General features: G+C 63.0%; 17 protein-coding genes. 5 read left to right on the forward strand and 12 right to left on the reverse strand.

The window, feature by feature from the left end:
* Positions 1 to 2: 2 nt before the first annotated feature.
* From ftsY to ribD, 3 genes are all read left to right on the forward strand, one after another.
* On the forward strand, positions 3 to 1,034 hold the full coding sequence (ftsY, locus tag VGU25_18110; GenBank protein HEV2579126.1) for a signal recognition particle-docking protein FtsY: 1,032 nt from the start codon (positions 3 to 5) through the stop codon (positions 1,032 to 1,034).
* A 209-nt stretch (positions 1,035 to 1,243) separates the two neighbouring features.
* Positions 1,244 to 1,471 carry a hypothetical protein gene (locus VGU25_18115; protein HEV2579127.1) on the forward strand — a complete coding sequence of 76 codons (228 nt, stop codon included), beginning with the start codon at positions 1,244 to 1,246 and terminating at the stop codon, positions 1,469 to 1,471.
* Positions 1,426 to 2,601, forward strand: a complete 1,176-nt coding sequence (gene ribD, locus VGU25_18120) for a bifunctional diaminohydroxyphosphoribosylaminopyrimidine deaminase/5-amino-6-(5-phosphoribosylamino)uracil reductase RibD (protein ID HEV2579128.1) — start codon at positions 1,426 to 1,428, stop codon at positions 2,599 to 2,601. The genes VGU25_18115 and ribD overlap by 46 nt, the downstream gene beginning before the upstream one ends.
* Here ribD and VGU25_18125 read toward each other — a convergent pair.
* Together VGU25_18125 and VGU25_18130 are read right to left on the reverse strand one after the other, a co-directional pair.
* Positions 2,564 to 3,343, reverse strand: a complete 780-nt coding sequence (locus tag VGU25_18125) for an endonuclease/exonuclease/phosphatase family protein (GenBank protein HEV2579129.1) — start codon at positions 3,341 to 3,343, stop codon at positions 2,564 to 2,566. The two genes, ribD and VGU25_18125, sit on opposite strands and share 38 nt — an antisense overlap.
* Complete coding sequence (locus VGU25_18130; GenBank protein HEV2579130.1) at positions 3,319 to 4,629, reverse strand: phospholipase D-like domain-containing protein; 1,311 nt, start codon at positions 4,627 to 4,629, stop codon at positions 3,319 to 3,321. The genes VGU25_18125 and VGU25_18130 overlap by 25 nt, the downstream gene beginning before the upstream one ends.
* A 270-nt stretch (positions 4,630 to 4,899) precedes the next feature.
* Here VGU25_18130 and VGU25_18135 point away from each other — a divergent pair, with 270 nt between their 5' ends.
* Positions 4,900 to 5,028 carry a hypothetical protein gene (locus VGU25_18135; GenBank protein ID HEV2579131.1) on the forward strand — a complete coding sequence of 43 codons (129 nt, stop codon included), beginning with the start codon at positions 4,900 to 4,902 and terminating at the stop codon, positions 5,026 to 5,028.
* Between the two features lie 156 nt (positions 5,029 to 5,184).
* On the opposite strand, the gene VGU25_18140 is transcribed toward VGU25_18135, so the two are convergent.
* Genes VGU25_18140 through VGU25_18150 form a run of 3 tightly spaced genes read right to left on the reverse strand, consistent with a single transcriptional unit; the run spans position 5,185 to position 8,151 of the window.
* Positions 5,185 to 6,183 carry an NAD(P)H-dependent glycerol-3-phosphate dehydrogenase gene (locus VGU25_18140; protein HEV2579132.1) on the reverse strand — a complete coding sequence of 333 codons (999 nt, stop codon included), beginning with the start codon at positions 6,181 to 6,183 and terminating at the stop codon, positions 5,185 to 5,187.
* Positions 6,180 to 6,830, reverse strand: a complete 651-nt coding sequence (gene plsY / locus VGU25_18145) for a glycerol-3-phosphate 1-O-acyltransferase PlsY (protein HEV2579133.1) — start codon at positions 6,828 to 6,830, stop codon at positions 6,180 to 6,182. Before plsY ends, VGU25_18140 begins: the two co-directional genes overlap by 4 nt.
* Positions 6,831 to 6,882: 52 nt before the next feature.
* Positions 6,883 to 8,151 (reverse strand): competence/damage-inducible protein A, encoded by a 1,269-nt coding sequence (locus VGU25_18150; protein ID HEV2579134.1) that lies wholly within the window; start codon positions 8,149 to 8,151, stop codon positions 6,883 to 6,885.
* A gap of 66 nt (positions 8,152 to 8,217) precedes the next feature.
* Here VGU25_18150 and VGU25_18155 point away from each other — a divergent pair, with 66 nt between their 5' ends.
* Entirely contained in the window at positions 8,218 to 9,015 is a 798-nt protein-coding gene (locus tag VGU25_18155) for an isocitrate lyase/phosphoenolpyruvate mutase family protein (protein ID HEV2579135.1), read from the forward strand.
* A gap of 50 nt (positions 9,016 to 9,065) precedes the next feature.
* Here VGU25_18155 and VGU25_18160 read toward each other — a convergent pair whose 3' ends face one another.
* From VGU25_18160 to rimO, 7 genes are all read right to left on the reverse strand, one after another.
* Positions 9,066 to 10,166 carry a gluconolaconase gene (locus VGU25_18160; protein ID HEV2579136.1) on the reverse strand — a complete coding sequence of 367 codons (1,101 nt, stop codon included), beginning with the start codon at positions 10,164 to 10,166 and terminating at the stop codon, positions 9,066 to 9,068.
* Between the two features lie 65 nt (positions 10,167 to 10,231).
* Positions 10,232 to 11,842 (reverse strand): hypothetical protein, encoded by a 1,611-nt coding sequence (locus VGU25_18165; protein HEV2579137.1) that lies wholly within the window; start codon positions 11,840 to 11,842, stop codon positions 10,232 to 10,234.
* Positions 11,843 to 11,857: 15 nt separating this feature from the next.
* The gene (locus VGU25_18170) at positions 11,858 to 12,349 is read right to left on the reverse strand and encodes a phosphatidylglycerophosphatase A (GenBank protein HEV2579138.1); all 492 of its coding nucleotides are present in this window, start codon (positions 12,347 to 12,349) and stop codon (positions 11,858 to 11,860) included.
* A gap of 32 nt (positions 12,350 to 12,381) precedes the next feature.
* A complete protein-coding gene (locus tag VGU25_18175) occupies positions 12,382 to 13,200 on the reverse strand; it encodes a hypothetical protein (GenBank protein HEV2579139.1) in 819 nt (272 codons plus the stop codon).
* Between the two features lie 91 nt (positions 13,201 to 13,291).
* Entirely contained in the window at positions 13,292 to 13,507 is a 216-nt protein-coding gene (yacG, locus tag VGU25_18180) for a DNA gyrase inhibitor YacG (GenBank protein ID HEV2579140.1), read from the reverse strand.
* On the reverse strand, positions 13,504 to 13,701 hold the full coding sequence (locus VGU25_18185) for a hypothetical protein (protein HEV2579141.1): 198 nt from the start codon (positions 13,699 to 13,701) through the stop codon (positions 13,504 to 13,506). Before VGU25_18185 ends, yacG begins: the two co-directional genes overlap by 4 nt.
* Before the next feature lie 95 nt (positions 13,702 to 13,796).
* Positions 13,797 to 15,380, reverse strand: a complete 1,584-nt coding sequence (rimO, locus tag VGU25_18190; GenBank protein ID HEV2579142.1) for a 30S ribosomal protein S12 methylthiotransferase RimO — start codon at positions 15,378 to 15,380, stop codon at positions 13,797 to 13,799.
* Positions 15,381 to 15,455: the final 75 nt, after the last annotated feature.

A 15,455-nucleotide genomic window follows, 5' to 3' on the forward strand; every position in this document is an offset into this window, starting at 1 on the left:
GAATGTTTACCTCACTGTTCGGCAAACGCGAACGCAAACCGGAAGAAGAAGCGCGCGAGCCGGAATCTCAGGAAGCCGAACAACAGAAGCCGCAGGAGCAAGCGCCCGAAGAGGCGAAGCCGCGCAGCTTCTTCAACCGCATGCGCGAGGCGGTTACACGCACGCGGCAGTCGCTCTCTGACTCGATCTCCGGCGTCATCGCGCTCACGAGGGAGATCGACGAGACCTCGCTTGACGAGCTGGAATTTGCGCTGCTTGCTTCCGATATCGGCGCGCCGACGGCTGATGAGATCATCACGCGGCTGCGTGACCGCGCGTTGCGACATGGGCTGGCGAACGGCGCGGAGCTGAAGGCCGCGCTGAAGGACGAGATCCGCCGGATCCTGGACTCAGTGAACACGCCGGTGCGGCACGCGGCGACTCCGCCGGAGGTGATTCTTCTGGTGGGCGTGAACGGCACCGGGAAGACCACTACAAGCGGGAAGCTGGCGGCGTTGTACAGGCGCGAGGGCAGGTCGGTCCTGCTCTGCGCGGCGGATACGTTCCGGGCGGCGGCGATCGAGCAGCTCGAAGTGTGGGCGGAGCGTTCCGGCGTCGCGATGATCAAGACGAAGCAGGGAGGCGATCCTTCGGCGGCGCTCTTTGACGCAGCAACGGCGGCGAAGGCGCGGTCGACGGACGTGCTGCTGGTGGATACGGCGGGCCGGTTGCACACGAAGTCCGACCTGATGAAGGAGCTGGACAAGATGCGGCGGACGGCGGAGCGGCAGGTCCCGGGCTCGCCGCACCAGACGCTGCTGGTGATCGACGCGACGACGGGGCAGAACGGGCTGCAGCAGGCGCGGCTGTTCACCGAGGCGGCTCAGGTTACCGGGATTGTTCTGACCAAGCTGGATGGGACGGCCAAGGGCGGGATTGTGGTGGCGATTGCCCGGGAGCTGGGGCTTCCCGTTCGTTTTGTTGGAGTTGGCGAAAAGCTCGAGGACATTCTGCCGTTCGATGCAGGTAGTTTTGTGGACTCGCTGCTGGATTAATTGAATCCAGGCGCGAGATCAGCGCATCGCCAAGCTACCCTTTTGGCCTCTCGACCTTCTAAATAGAAGCGGCCATTGAGATTGTTTGCCCGACATTACCTAAATAATGCCTCCTTCGTCCGGCCCCCCACCCCGAAGAGTCATCTTGATTCTGGGAGTGTCCGGGAGATACTCAGTGGCGTACCCGCTATTGACTAAGGAGGTTCTCCATGCACTCGCTCTTTGCAGCCTTCTTTGCCATGCTTTTTTCCTTTGGCCATGCGCAGACTGTGCGTCACAGTGAGCTCGCGCTCGCGAGTGACAACCACCCATACGTTCAAGCTCCGGCGCCTACTCGCGAAGAGCTCAATTACCAGCAGTTCCAGACCGTGACCCGCTATGCTGAGGATTCATGCGTCTCCTGCCGGCAGATGAACGTGGACTACGACGCGCACTAGAGCTCGCCGGCGACGCTGCTCCCTTTGCCTCACCCAATCCGACAGTTGGCTGCGTTCTTATGCGGCCGGAGACGGCGACCGTTCTCGGCGAAGGCGCGCACTTCTATGACAACTTCGACCATGCTGAAATTGCTGCGCTGAAACAGGCGCGCGCGGCGGGTCATGATCTGCACGGAGCGACGGCCTACGTGACGCTGGAGCCTTGTGTTCATCATGGCCGCACGGGGCCGTGCTCGGATGCGCTGATTGCTGCGGGGATTACGCGGTGCGTTGTGGCGACGTTTGATCCGAACCCGCTGGTTCGAGGGAAGGGATTGGCGCGGCTGAGCGCGGCGGGCGTTGAAGTTGTGGTCCTTCCGGCGGACACGGAGTTTGCACAGCGCGCGCGACGATTGAACGATGCGTTTGCGTTTGCCATCCAGCATGAGCGGCCGTTCGTCACGCTGAAGGCTGCGTTATCGGTGGATGGGAAGATAGCGCCGGCGGCTGAGCAGCGGAGGGGTGTGGGGCCGGTGTGGCTGACGGGGCCGGCTGCGCGGGCGGATGTGCAGCGGCTGCGGCATGCGTCGGATGCGATTTTGACGGGCATTGGAACGGTGCTGGCGGATGATCCGGAGCTGACGGACCGGACAGGGCTGCCGCGGCGACGGCCTCTGCTGCGCGTTGTGCTGGATCCCGAGTTGCGGATTCCGTTGCAGTCGAAGCTGGTGCGCTCGGCGGCGGAGCGGCGCAAAGACCTGCTGGTGATGTGCGATGAAGTGGCTTCTGAAGAGCGCGCGGCAGAACTGCGGGGATTGGGCGTAGAGATTCACCGGTTGCCACGCCGCGACGGACGGCTGGATTTGCGGGTCGCGCTGGATGTGTTGAACGAGCACCACATCAGGAGTGTGCTGACGGAGGCTGGAGCTGCGCTGAACGGGAGTTTGTTGCGCGAGGGGTTAGCCGACAGGCTGGTGCTTTATTTTGCGGAGCAGGAACTGGGTGCGTCGGGGCTGCCGTTTGCGGAGGGTACGTCGCCGTACCTGGTCCAGCAGCAGATGAGTGGAGTGGAACGCAGGACGTTTGCGAGTGCGATGAGCGAGGATGTGCGGATCAGTGGGTATCTGCACGATCCGTGGGGTGGGATGTGAGCGTGAAGTCGGCGACGAGCGGAAGGTGGTCGGAGGCGACGAGCGCGGTGGGCGTGCGGACGAGGTGGGATTCGATGAGCTCGAGGGGCGCTTCGTAGTAGCAGTGGTCGAGTGTGACGAGTGGGAGCAGGCCGGGGAAGGTTGCGGGCACTCGAAGCGTGTGGCGCGGGCTGAAGGTCTGAAAGCTGTTGCGTAGAAGGCGCGTGGTGAGGCCGCGGGTCCACTCGTTCAAGTCGCCGACGACGAGGCGCGGTGGTTTGAGCTCCGGGTGGCCAAGGATTTTTTCGCCGAGAAGAACGCGGGCCTGGCGGCGGCGTTCGTAGAGACCTGTGCCGAGGTGAACATTGAAGAGGTGCAGGAGATGTGGACCGAGCTCGATGTCGGTTTGAAGCGCGCCACGCTCTTCACGGCGTGAGGTGAGGTCGTGGTTGTGCGAGGTGCGGATGGGCAGGCGCGAGAGCGTGAGATTGCCGTAGGTGCCGCCGTGGAGCGGGCGATTGGCGCCGAAGCAGGGGATGTAGGCGGCCAGAGCGCGAGAGATTTCGCCGGCCTGGTCGTACAGACGAGTGCCGGGTGCGTTGACGACCTCCTGCAGGCAGAGGATGTCGGCGTCGAGGGGCTCGAGGACAGAGATGATGCGCGCGGGCGAGGTGCGGCCGTCGAGGCCGCGGCACTTGTGGATGTTGTAGGTGGCTATACGCAAGCGGGCGGAAGGCGTCATTGCTGGCGTTCGAAGATCCATCCGAGGAGCTCCGGTGCGCGCTCGGTTACGGGACGGTGACGCCACTCGTCGAGTGTGATGCGGCGGCTGTCGAGGAGGTCGTGGGCGAAGTCGGCTTCCATGCGCTGAGCGAGCTTCGCGTCGCGGACGGCGAGGTTGACCTCGTCGTTCAGGCCGAAGGAGCGGTTATCGAAGTTGGTGGAGCCGACGACGGTACAGAGCTCGTCGATGACGAGGATCTTGGCGTGAATCATGGCGGGTGAGTACTCGTAGACCTCGGCGCCGGACTTGAGCAGCGGACCATAGCCGCCGCGGCTGGTGCTGCGCGTGAGCATATGGTCGGACTTGTGGCCGGGGACGAGGATGCGGATCTTCACGTGGCGGTCTTCGATCGCGCGGCAGAGTTCGCGGGTGAGGCTCTTGTCGGGCAGGAAGTACGGCGTGGTGATGGTGATGGAGCGGCGCGCCGAGGCGAGCAGGAGCTGAAAGAGCACGCGGGCGCGCGTGGAGCCGCCGATGGTCGGGGTTGAGTTGACGACGAGTGCGGCGGTTGGATCGGGGCAGGAAATTTCGGGGAACCAGGCTTTGCCCGCGAGGAGTTCGCCGGTGACAGCCAGCCAGTTTTCGGCGAAGGTGGCCTGGAGGTTGGGAACGGCGCCGCCTTCGACGCGCAGCATGGTGTCGCGCCAGCGCGGATTTTTGCCGGCGCCCTTGTACCACTGATCGGCGATGCCGGCGCCGCCGATGAAGCCGACTTGGCCGTCGACGATGAGGAGCTCGCGGTGGGTGCGGTTGTCGAGCTGGAGTAGGCGATACCAGGTAGGTGCGTTGTAGAACGCGACGCGGCCGCGTGCGTCGAGAAGTGGCTGGAAATAGCGCTTGCTGACGCCGGCGCTGCCAAAGGAATCGAGGATTACGTTGACGCGAACGCCGGCGCGGGCGCGTTCGGTGAGTGCGTCGAGGTAGAGCTTGCCGATCTCGCTGCGCTGGAAGATGTAGGCTTCGAGGCTGACACTATGGCGGGCGTTGCGAATGGCGTCGAGCGCAGCGGGATAGAAGACGGGACCGTTGGCGAGGACTTCGAAATGTCCAGTGCGGTTGACGGGCGCGTCCGCCATGGATTCCAGGAGTCGAAGGAAATCGTCGGAATCGTTGGTGGGAAGATCGTCGCGCCCGACGATCTCGTAACTGGGCGACGGGCCGAAGATTCCGGCAAGCATGTAGGCGGCGATGAGGATAAGCGCGATGACACCGAAGGCGGCCACCCAGGTGGGAACGGTGACGGCCATGAGAAGAGCACAGATCACGACGGCCTCGCTGCAGGCATACATACGCCCGGAGGCGTATGCGATGAAGACAAGAGGTTTAGATGCGCCGTCAGGGGGAAGACGCTTTCTTGTCCGCTACATGACAGACAGTTGTGACTCGCGGGAGGTAAAACAACGTACCACGAAAGGTAAGTATCTCAGTGCGAAAGTTGCATGCGGTCTGTGTGGAAAAGGAGCAGAATACATTCTCACCAGCCCATGCCAGGAGCATCGCGCAGGCGAAAAGCGTTGAATGTCGGGAGAACTGATATGTCGCTTCTACAGAGGTTGATTTCCAGTTTGCAGCACCGGACGGAGAACCCGCCGAAGTATGACGAGAATCTTCGCGCCGAGGATGGATTCGTACGGCCGTCGAAGGGGTTCCTGCGGATTTATTGAGGAACGAGGGTCCGCCGGCTGAAGGCCGAAGCAGCGTTTCGCCGACGGGCATACTCGGGATCCTTCGACTTCGTTCGGCGCTGAGTGCGCCGAACTCCGCTCAGGATGACGGCGAGTTGGATGTGAGTGATGAAAGTCGCTCCAGATGAGCTCGGGCTACTCGGTACGGCCGGGGCGGCTCATGAGCTCGCGGATTGCGTCACGCGGACTGCGATCCTTGTGGAGAATGGCGTCCATCTGCTCGGTGATGGGCATTTCGACGGCGTAGCGTGCGGCGAGGCCCAGGGCGGCAGCGGTGGAGAGCACGCCTTCGGCTACTTTCCCATTCAATGAGGCGAGAATTTCGGGGAGCTTGCGGCCGCGGCCGAGCTCGACGCCGACTGTGCGATTGCGCGACATGTTGCTGGAGCAGGTGAGGACGAGGTCGCCGATGCCGGATAGACCGGCCATGGTTTCGCGGCGGCCGCCGCAAGCGATTGACAAGCGCGTGATCTCGGCATTGCCCCGGGTGATGAGGGCGGCTGCGGCGTTGTGGCCGAGCTCCAGCCCGGCGACGACGCCCGCAGCAAGGGCGATGACGTTCTTGAGCGCGCCTCCGAGCTCCGTGCCGGCGAGGTCTTCGTTGCGATAGACGCGCAGGCTCGGGGAGGAGAAGTCGTTCTGCAGACGCGTGCCGACGGCCGGATCATCACAGGCAATCGAGAGTGCCGTGGGCATGGCCGCGGCGACTTCCTGCGCGAAGGATGGGCCGCCGATGACGGCGATGGTGTTATTGCCGTCGGTATGTTCGGTGATGACTTGCGACATGCGCAGGAAGGTTTTTTCTTCGATGCCCTTGGAGGCAGAGAGGAGAATCTGCGCGGGCGTGAGCTGCGGCGCGATCTGCTGCATGATGGATCGCAGCGCCTGCGAGGGAGTGACGCAGAGGATGATCTCGGCATCGTGGATGGAGTCCTGGAGTGAGGGCGTGACCTCGACGTCGGCGGGGATGATGTAGCCGGGAAGATAGCGGGCGTTCTCGCCGGTCTCGGAGAGATGGCGTGCGTGTTCGGGCGAGTGGGCCCAGAGGCAGAGCTGGTGGCCGCCGCGACGCGCGAGCGAGATGGCAAGCGCCGTACCCCAGGCTCCGGCGCCAAGGATGGCGATGCGGCTCACGCACGCACCTTCTTGTTTGGTTCAGAAGATGAGGATTTCTTGCTGCCGAAGCGGCTCTCCTTGCCTTCCATCAGGCGAGCAATGTTGGCGTGGTGCTTGGCGATGACGAGCAGCGCGATGAAGATAACTCCGCCGACGAAAACCGGCGAGCGGTCGGGCATCCAGAGCAGACAGAACACCGGCATCATGACCGCCGCGAGGATGCTGGCGAGCGAGACGTAGCGCGTGATCGCGAATACGACGATGAAGACGCCCAGCGCGCACAGTGCGGCGAGCGGGGCGAGTGCGATGAACACGCCGAGGGCGCTGGCGACTCCTTTGCCACCTTTGAAGCCGAGCCAGATGGGGAAGACGTGGCCGAGGACGGCAGCGATGCCGGCGGCAACTGCGAGGTCCGAGGGGAAGCCTGGTGTTCCGGGCGCGAAGTGCTGCGCGATTTTGACTGCGGCGAAGGCCTTCAGAAGATCGAGCAGCAGCGTGAGGATTCCGAGGCCTTTGGCTCCGGAGCGTGCGACGTTGGTTGCGCCGATGTTCCCGCTGCCGGTGGCGCGGATGTCTTCCTTGCGGAAGATGCGAACGAGCAGATAGCCGAAGGGGATCGAGCCGAGGAGGTACGCGATGGCGAGAGTGAGTAGCCAGAGACGCATGGTGGATGAGGTGAGTGTAGCGAAACCGATAGAGCTGCGTTGTGAATCGCGATTATAAGAGCGTGCGGCGGATGAGCTCGAGAGCGTGTTGCGTGGACCAGAAGCGGATGCGGTCGCGATCGCCGAAGAGGTTGAGCTGCTTCACCTGCGTGTCTTCGCCGTCGGCGAAGCCAATGTAGACGAGGCCAACGGGTTTGCCCTCGTCGGGGCCTTCGCCGCCTCCGGGGCCGGCGAGGCCGGTGAGGCTGAGGCCGAGTGAGCACTCGGTCTTCTTGCGGATGCCTTCAGCGAGAGCGCGTGCAACTTCAGGGCTGACGGCGCCGTGCTTCTGGATGAGTTCGGGCGGGACGTCGCAGAGGTTCGTCTTCTGCTCGCTGGCGTAGACAACGGCGCCGCCGTGAAAGCTGCGTGAGGCATTTGGGATCGCGGTGAGGCGTTGGGAGAGCAGGCCGCCGGTGACGCTCTCGGCAACCGCGAGCTTGAGGTCGCGCATGCCGAGCATGAGCAAGACGATCTCTTCAAGCGATTCGCCGTGCGAGGAGAAGATGTCGTCGCCCATCTCGTGCTCGATAAGCTCGGCGAGCGCGTTGACGCGGGCTTCGGCGGCCTCCTGCGTGGGTTTTGTGCAGGCGAAGTGTAGCTGGATTTCGCCGGAGCCGGCGAGGATGGTCGTCTCGACGTCGGTAAATTTCTGGTAGATGGGCGCGGTACGCGCGTCGACGGTGGACTCGGGGGTGAGCGCCATGCGAAGCACGCGTTTGGCGATGAAACGCGGCGGAAGTGAAGCGGCGAGGCGCGGGATGCACTCGTCGGTGAAGAGTGCCTTGAGTTCCTTGGGCGGACCGGGAAGGAGGATGACGATCTTGCGGTGCGGCTGGCCGTCCGCTCCGGGCCATGTTGTGTCGAGCCACTGGCCGGGTGCGCTGCCGTTGCGGTTCTGCAGGAGTTGGGCGCCGTCGATGACTTCAGCCTGCTTTTCGTTGTTGGGCGGCATGGGGATGCGGCGTTCGGCGAAACGCTTGTAGAGCGCGGCCATGGTGTCGGGATCTTTGTGGAGCTCGACACCGAGTGCGTCGGCGACACAGTTGCGCGTGATGTCGTCTTCGGTGGGGCCGAGGCCGCCGGAGGTGATGACGATGTCGGCGCGCGAGAGCGCGATGCGGACCGCGGAGGTGAGGTGGTCGCGGTTGTCGCCGATGACGGTCTTGAAGGCGACGGAGACGCCGAGGTCGTTCAATCCTCCGGTGAGGAAGAGGGAGTTGGTGTCGGTACGGTGCGGCGTCAGCATCTCGGAGCCGACAGCGATGATTTCAGCGATCATGTGGTCTCGGACGGCAGGCAGGTGGAAGATTCAGGATATATGTTTGGCGGGAGTAGGCTGACCTGTATGGCGACTCAGATGGAAAAGGCGAAGGCGTTTCGAGCGTTGCATGAGCGGAGCGAAGCATTCGTGATTCCGAATCCATGGGATGCGGGGACTGCGCGGTTACTGGCGCATCTGGGCTTTGATGCACTGGCGACGACCAGCGCGGGGTATGCGTTTTCGATGGGCCTGAAGGATAGCGCGGTGGGCCGCGAGAGGATGATTGCGCACGTGGCGGCGATTGCGGAAGCAACAGAGCTGCCGGTGAGTGCCGATCTGGAGAATGGGTTCGGGCACGCACCGGAGATTGCGGCTGAGACGATCAGGATGGCTGCGGCGGCGGGAGCTGTAGGCGGATCGATTGAGGATGCGACGGGAAGAGACGATGAGCCGGGCGGTGAGCCGGTTTACGAGAGAGCGCAGGCGGCGGAGCGCGTGCGTGCGGCGGTGGAGGCTGCGCGTGGGCTACCGTTTCCGTTTACGCTGACGGCGCGTGCGGAGAACTATCTGGTGGGAGGGCCGGATCTGAAGGACACGATCGAACGGCTGCAGGCGTACCAGGAGGCAGGCGCGGATGTGTTGTATGCGCCGGGGCTTCGCAGCAAAGAGGACATTGCGGTGGTGGTGCGCTCTGTGGACCGGCCGGTGAACGTGATTATGGGGCTGCAGGGCGTGGCGCTGACGGTCGCGGAATTATCTGCGATGGGGGTGAAGAGAATCAGCGTGGGGAGTGCGTTGTCGCGGGTGGCGCTGACGGCGTTTCTTAACGCGTCGCGTGAGATGCGGGAGCAGGGCACGTTCACGTTTGCGGAAAATGGGTGAGTTATCGGGATATGAATGCGATGTTTGGGGATTAGGGTGTTTCCGCCATCTCATACCAGCGCCCTGCCGGTGATGTTGAGGTCGACATGGAAGAGCGTGGCGCCGGTGGCGAGCGCGGCGCAGCCGTCGTCGAGGAAGCAGAGACCGACGAGGTCGTTGCCGGCGATGAAGAGCTCGGCGTTGGAGGCATCGGGGGTGATGCGGATGATGCCGCGGCGGCCATGCAGCGAGGCGGCCACGTAGATGTTGCCGGCGCTGTCCAGCGCGAGACCCTGCGGGCGGCCGAGGCCGGTATAGAAGATGCTGGTGTCGCCATTCGGCTCGATAGCGTAGATCGGCTGGTTGGAGCTGGTGCTGGGCGCGGTGACGAGGAGTGTGCCGTCGTCGCGGAAGGCGAGGTGGTAGGCGGCGACGGAGGGCTCGAGGGTGGCGAAGACGAAGACCTCGCCGGGATTGTGCGAGCCGTAAGGGCCGACCTTGAAGATGGTGCCGGAGCGGTCGCCGACGAAGAGGTTGCCGTCGCGATCGAACGCGATGCCGGTGGCGATGCCCATGCCTTCGGCGAAGGTGGAGATGTGGTCGCCTTCGGGCGAGATGCGGTAGACGGTGCCTTCGGCGCGCGAGCTTGCGTAGAGATAGCTGTCCGGGCCGAAGGCGAGCGCGGAGATGTTGAGGAGGTCGCGAGCAAATGGCCTGGCTTGTAGATCACGGCCGATGCGGACGATGGAGACGGGCGTGCGCTCGCCGCGTGGCCCGCTGATCATGGCGAAGAGATTGCCGTCGGCGTCTACTGCGGGATTGGAGACGAGGTGCAGCTCATCGGCCATGGGGACGCCGATATTCGCGTGCAGGACGTTGGAAGTGACGCCGTTGATGCGGAGCGTGAGATCACTCGCGATGGCGCCCTCTGGCACACGAAGCAGCGCACGATTGGGGCGCACGAGATCGAAGTAGGCGGTTGTGTCGCCGAAGGCGGCGGCCGGAAGTTGGGGGAGCTGGGGTGCAAGCTGCGGGCCGTCGTTGGTCACGGGCAGCAGGTGCGAGCCGAGGATCTCGAAGCTGCCGCCGGGGATGGCGGCGCGCGGCATGAGGCTATCGAGGTGGGGAGCCTGAGGGTTGGAGTTTGGCCGGTTGGGGTGAAGCAGGCTCATGGGTCAATAGCGTAGACGGGCAGCGCGCGGGAGGCAAATGGGAAGGATGTCAGAGGGACGACATTTCAATAGCCGAGGTTCTTCACTGCATCCGGGCCGAGGCGGTCCGTGAGCTGTTGCAGGTAGAGGCTGCGGGGCTCGACGGGCTTGTTCCAGGAGTCATAAATGGCTTCGGGGAGGTCCGGGCCTTCATTGTGGCCGCGCGCGCCCTTGATGGGCATGGGTTGGCGGCGCCGCTGGCCTTTCGAACCGATGACCAGGTTGATGGACCCGGGCGGCAGCTGCGCGACGAGCTCGTCGGCGGTGGAATTCCAGATGACGGACCAGCCGATGGTCCAGCCGTGCCCTGAGCCCATCTCGCCTCGATTGATGAAGTGGATTCCGCCGCCGTGGACATGGACGTTGTCCACCAGAAAGCCTGTAGACCAGCGCTGATGCGGTTCCACGGCCTGGTCGCCCGTGAAGTCGCAATCAAGCAGCACGTTCGGCCCTTGAATGCGGGCTTGCGTCGCGGCGAAGAAGATCTTGTCGCCATGCGCGGACGAGCGCATGACGAGTGTCTGTGTGCCGGCGAGCGAGAAGCCGAAGGGTTTGGCGGGACTAGTGATGGGCTTGCGTTCGGTAAGGTCGACGCGGTCGATGGTGACGCGGCGTGCTGGCGCTTCCACCTGGATAAAGTTCGTTGTGTCCCTGATGTCGATATCGCGAAGCCAGACATCTTCGGCAGAGGTGATGTGGATGGCGTCGAAGTGAGGAGCGTCGAGCGGAATCGAGACGGAAGGCGCGGTGAGGGTCAGGCCTTCGATGCCGGAATCGTGGATACGTGCAGGCGCCGGGACGGCGGTGACGGTAGTGGATGTGCCGCCGCTGAAGCGCGGGTCATAGTCGTCGGTGATTGGCACGTCGAGGATGAGAATGTTGCCGCGGATGGCGGCGACGCGGCGTTCGGTTGTTATAGAGTTGCCGATCCAGTGCTCGGTGCGCCCGGCGCGCTCGAGGTGGTCCATGCCCATGAAGCGCAGGTAGTCGGGCGTGATGGCGCGCTTGATGAGGATGGAGTCGCCGATCGCGAAACCTTCGGCGCTGGCGACAGGGAGCTGTCGCGTGCCGGCCGGGATGTAGGTGTCGGCCAGCCTGGTGCGAGCGTGCGGAGTCTTTGTTGGATCTGGCTCGTCAACGGATGGAGCTGCGGAGTCTTCGTCGGGGTTTGCCGGGGCAGATGAAGAGTTAAAGCCGAGGATGAAACCGATGTGCGGTGTTCCGGTGAGCTGCACGATTGTTTTCTCGCGGCCGGAACCGCGGAGGACCAGGTTCGACGCCGAGACATTAATTGGCCCGCTGAGGTGAAACATGCCGGGAGCAAGCACGAGAGCTTGTGGCGTGTTCGCCTTTGCGGCGCGAATAGCAACGCGATCAAGGGCTGACTGGAGTGCGGCAGTGTCGTCGCCGCCGGAAGGAGTGAGGGTCTCAGCTACGGGCGCGTCAGGGAGGGCGACACCGCCGCCGCGATATCCCGCATAGCTGAAGTCGACGATGTGATCGCCCGTGAGCGTTGTCGCGTACGCAAGCTTGCCCTCGGCATTGGGCCGCACCCATTGTGAATAGGGTCCGACGGTTTCGGAGCTGTGCGAAGAAACGGCGAGGGCGCAGAGGACCGCAGCAACGAGCAGGCGCATAGGGATGACTGCCGATTAATGACGGAGGACGTGCGTGATGAGTTGCACAATGATGAGCGCGTAGATGCCGGCGCCTAGGTCGTCTACGACGATGCCCGTTCCATTGGGGAGTGCTTCGAGGCTGCGGATCGGCGGCGGCTTGAGGATGTCGAAGAAGCGGAAAAGGAGAAGTGCAAGCAGCGCGTGCGGCCAATCAGGCCTGACGGCGATCAACGCGACAAGCTGGCCTGCGACCTCGTCGATTACCACGAAGCCGGGGTCTTTACGGCCGGACTCAAGCGCAACGCGCGTGGCGGCGGGAATGCCGATCGCGATGGAAAGCGCGAGTGCAATCAGCGTCGCAAACAGGAGATGCAGCGTGTTGTGATGCAGTAGGAATGCTGCGGCCAGCCAAAGTGCGACGGCGGCGGTGGACGCATAGGTTCCGGGGCCGGGCTTGAGGAAGCCGGCGCCGAAGAATGTCGCAACGGTCCAGGCCCAGGTTGTTTTGCGGAGCTGCGCAGGCATCGATGCCTTCAGTGTAGTGGATGCGCGTGTCGCTATTGCTGATCGTGATGCTTGAACACGTGCGCCGCGATGTCCGGCCAGACCTCGCGGAAGGCATTCGTGGATGCATCGCGCAGCAGAGCGTAGCCGTACTTCGTGGCAAGCGCCGACGCGCTACGATCAGACGGCGGATAGTAGCTGATGCCGATGCCTTGCGCGATACCGCGACCAAGGAGCTCAGCGCCGTTGATCGTGTTGTGGCCGTTGTAGTCAGGCGTGACGACGACGCGCGTAACAGCGTAGCCGAGACGCTTGAGCACGGGGCCACGACCCATCGCATAGTAGCGCTCGTCTTCATGGAAAGCGGTGGGCAGAATCCAGACGACCCAGTAGTTGCCGTCGGTCTTATCCACGAATCCACGCCAGGAGTAGGCCCAGAAACCAGGGACTCCTTTGCCGAGTTTCGGATGGCTGTCGTCCCACTCGGCGATCGCCGACGTAAGGCCAACGAACACGAACGCGGAGTAGTCAAATGATTGCTTGGTTGCGATCTTGAACGCCTGGCCCGGCGTGGCGGGAGGAGGTTTTACACCGGCGCTGACCGCGCGATAGTTCGGCATGATGCCAAGAATGCGCTTGGGCTGCGGCGGAGGCGTGTGCGGTTTTTCTGATACCGATGCAGGATCCGGGCTTGACTGCGCGGCGTCGATTTGCGAGCTCTGCCGCAGAACCGCGCTCGGGTCGTCAGGCAGGTCGGCGGCTGCACGAACACTCGGCTCCGATGAGGAGAAAGAATCTATCGGTAGCGTCAATTGCTGCGCAGAGAGCGCAGACGCCGAAAGTAGCAGAAACAGCGGTAAACCGTAACGCAAATAATGCTCCAGAATCAGAAACAGAGACTCTCGTATTGAGACGCTCTTGCCGTCGCAAAGATTCAAAATTACGCGCTTACTGCATGGGGGATTAATGCTCGTCTTCGCGGCGGCGCTGGGCGCGAAGTTCCGCCTCCTCGATCTCTTCGAGAAGGTCGGGATCAAGCGCGGGCGAGGAGATCTTGTAATCGCCGGAGGCCCACTTACCGAGGTCGATCAGACGGCAGCGCTCGGAGCAGAAGGGAACGTCCTCGCTGGCGAGGTCGACGGGCTTTTTGCAGATGGGGCAGAGGAGAGGTTTTGTCATGGCTGAGATGTATCACTAGAGCGAAATCGGCCTGCGAGAAGCCGCTGCGCAATGAACGCCGTCAGCTCATACAAGCCGATCCAGATCGCGATAAAGACGGCGTAGCCAACGGCATGCGCCGCTGGGTTTGCAAAGCTCGCTACATGCTTGTCGTAATAGTGCGATTGGTATTGCAAATATCCATCGCGGCCCATGAGGTGCTTCCTAGAGAGGTCGCGTGATATCAGCGCCCCCACAAGTCCTGAGACGATGACTAAAGCAAAAGCCCGGCCGTATATCAACTTTCGCATCACTCGATGATACGGGCGACGACATCGTAGTCGTGCGATTCGGTGATCTCGGCGCGGTAGAAGGTGCCGGGAACGAGCTCTTCGTACGTGCCGAAATCGTTGATCAGGACTTTGCCGTCGATCTCCGGTGCGTGGTCCAGTGTGCGGCCCTGCCAGAGGAGCTCGGTCTCTTCCGATTCGCCTTCGACGAGGAGGTCAACCTCACGACCGACCCAGGCTTTCTTTGCCTTCGCGGAAATCTTCTGCTGCAGCCTCATCAGCTTGCGGCGGCGGGATTCAATCGTGCGCTTCGGCACTTTGTTCTCGTGCGTGAACGCCTGCGCGCCCTCTTCATCCGAGTAGGAGAAGACTCCCAGCCAATCGAACTTCGCAGCCTCAGCAAACTTGCAGAGCTCGGCGAAGTCTTCGTCCGTTTCACCAGGAAATCCGACGATGAAGCTCGTACGAAGGACAAGCCCGGGGACGATGCTGCGGGCTTTGTCGATGATCTGCAGGAAGCGGTCTGCGCTGCCTCCGCGCTTCATGCGGCGAAGGACGTTCGCGCTCGCATGCTGCAGAGGGACGTCAAGATACTTCGCGACGTTGTCGTGGCGCGCGATGGCCTCGAGCAGGCGTGTGGTGATCTTGTTCGGATACGCGTACAGGAAGCGCAGCCACTTGAGGCCAGGCAGCGGAGCAAGGGCGTCGAGCAGATTGGCGAGCTCCGGACGTTTCCCGGTGGCTGGATCCGGCGCGAGGTCTTCACCGTAGCAAGTTGTGTCCTGGCCGATGAGCGTGATCTCGCGCACGCCTTGCGCGATGAGAGATTGCGCTTCGGCCACGATGGACGCGATGGAGCGCGAGCGGAATTTTCCGCGAAGCTGCGGAATGATGCAGAAGCTGCACGGGTGGTCGCAGCCTTCGGCGATCTTGATATAGGCCGACGCGCGCGGTGTGGTGAGAATGCGCGGTGTCTCGGCAGTGTAGAGGTAGGTGGGCAGCGCCGTGTGCGCGCCGTCCCAGCCCTCGCGTGAGAACCGGCCAGCGGCCTCGCGTGCGTCGCCTTCGGGTCTGCTCGTCGTCTCGTGCAGCACTTGTGCACTGTCGCTCTCCGGACGCGAATGCTGATTCACGGAGGAGGCGTGGCGCTCGATCTGCGCTGTCGTAAGGATCGTGAACGGCGAGTTCGTTTCCTCGGGTGCGGGGCGCGATAGGCCTGCAGCTTCGAGAATGGATTCGAGCTCGCCTGTGCCGACGACTGCATCGACCCCGGGAATGTTTTTCTGAATCTCGTCGCGATAGCGCTCGACGAGGCACCCGGCCACAATCAATCTCTTCGCGCGGCCGCCGTTGGCGATCTTGTGCTCGACCATTTCGAGGATGGTGTCGACGGACTCCTGCTTGGCCGAGTCGATGAAGCTGCAGGTGTTGACCACGAGGATCTCGGCGTCTTCAGCGCGAGGCGTGAGCTCCGCGCCGCCGCGATGAAGCAGCCCCATCATCACCTCGGAGTCGACGAGGTTCTTAGGGCAGCCGAGCGACACGAAACCAACCTTGGGCCGTTCGGCTCCGGTGGTGTTCTGGGTTTTGCTGGATGCCTGGATTTCGAGCGTGGGAGAAGAGCTCACAAAGGCTTATTTTAGCAGATTTCCCGCATAATTTCAGGCGTTCTGGGGACT

It is taken from the genome of Acidobacteriaceae bacterium (genome assembly GCA_035944135.1).
In the GTDB taxonomy this organism is placed as follows: domain Bacteria; phylum Acidobacteriota; class Terriglobia; order Terriglobales; family Acidobacteriaceae; genus Granulicella.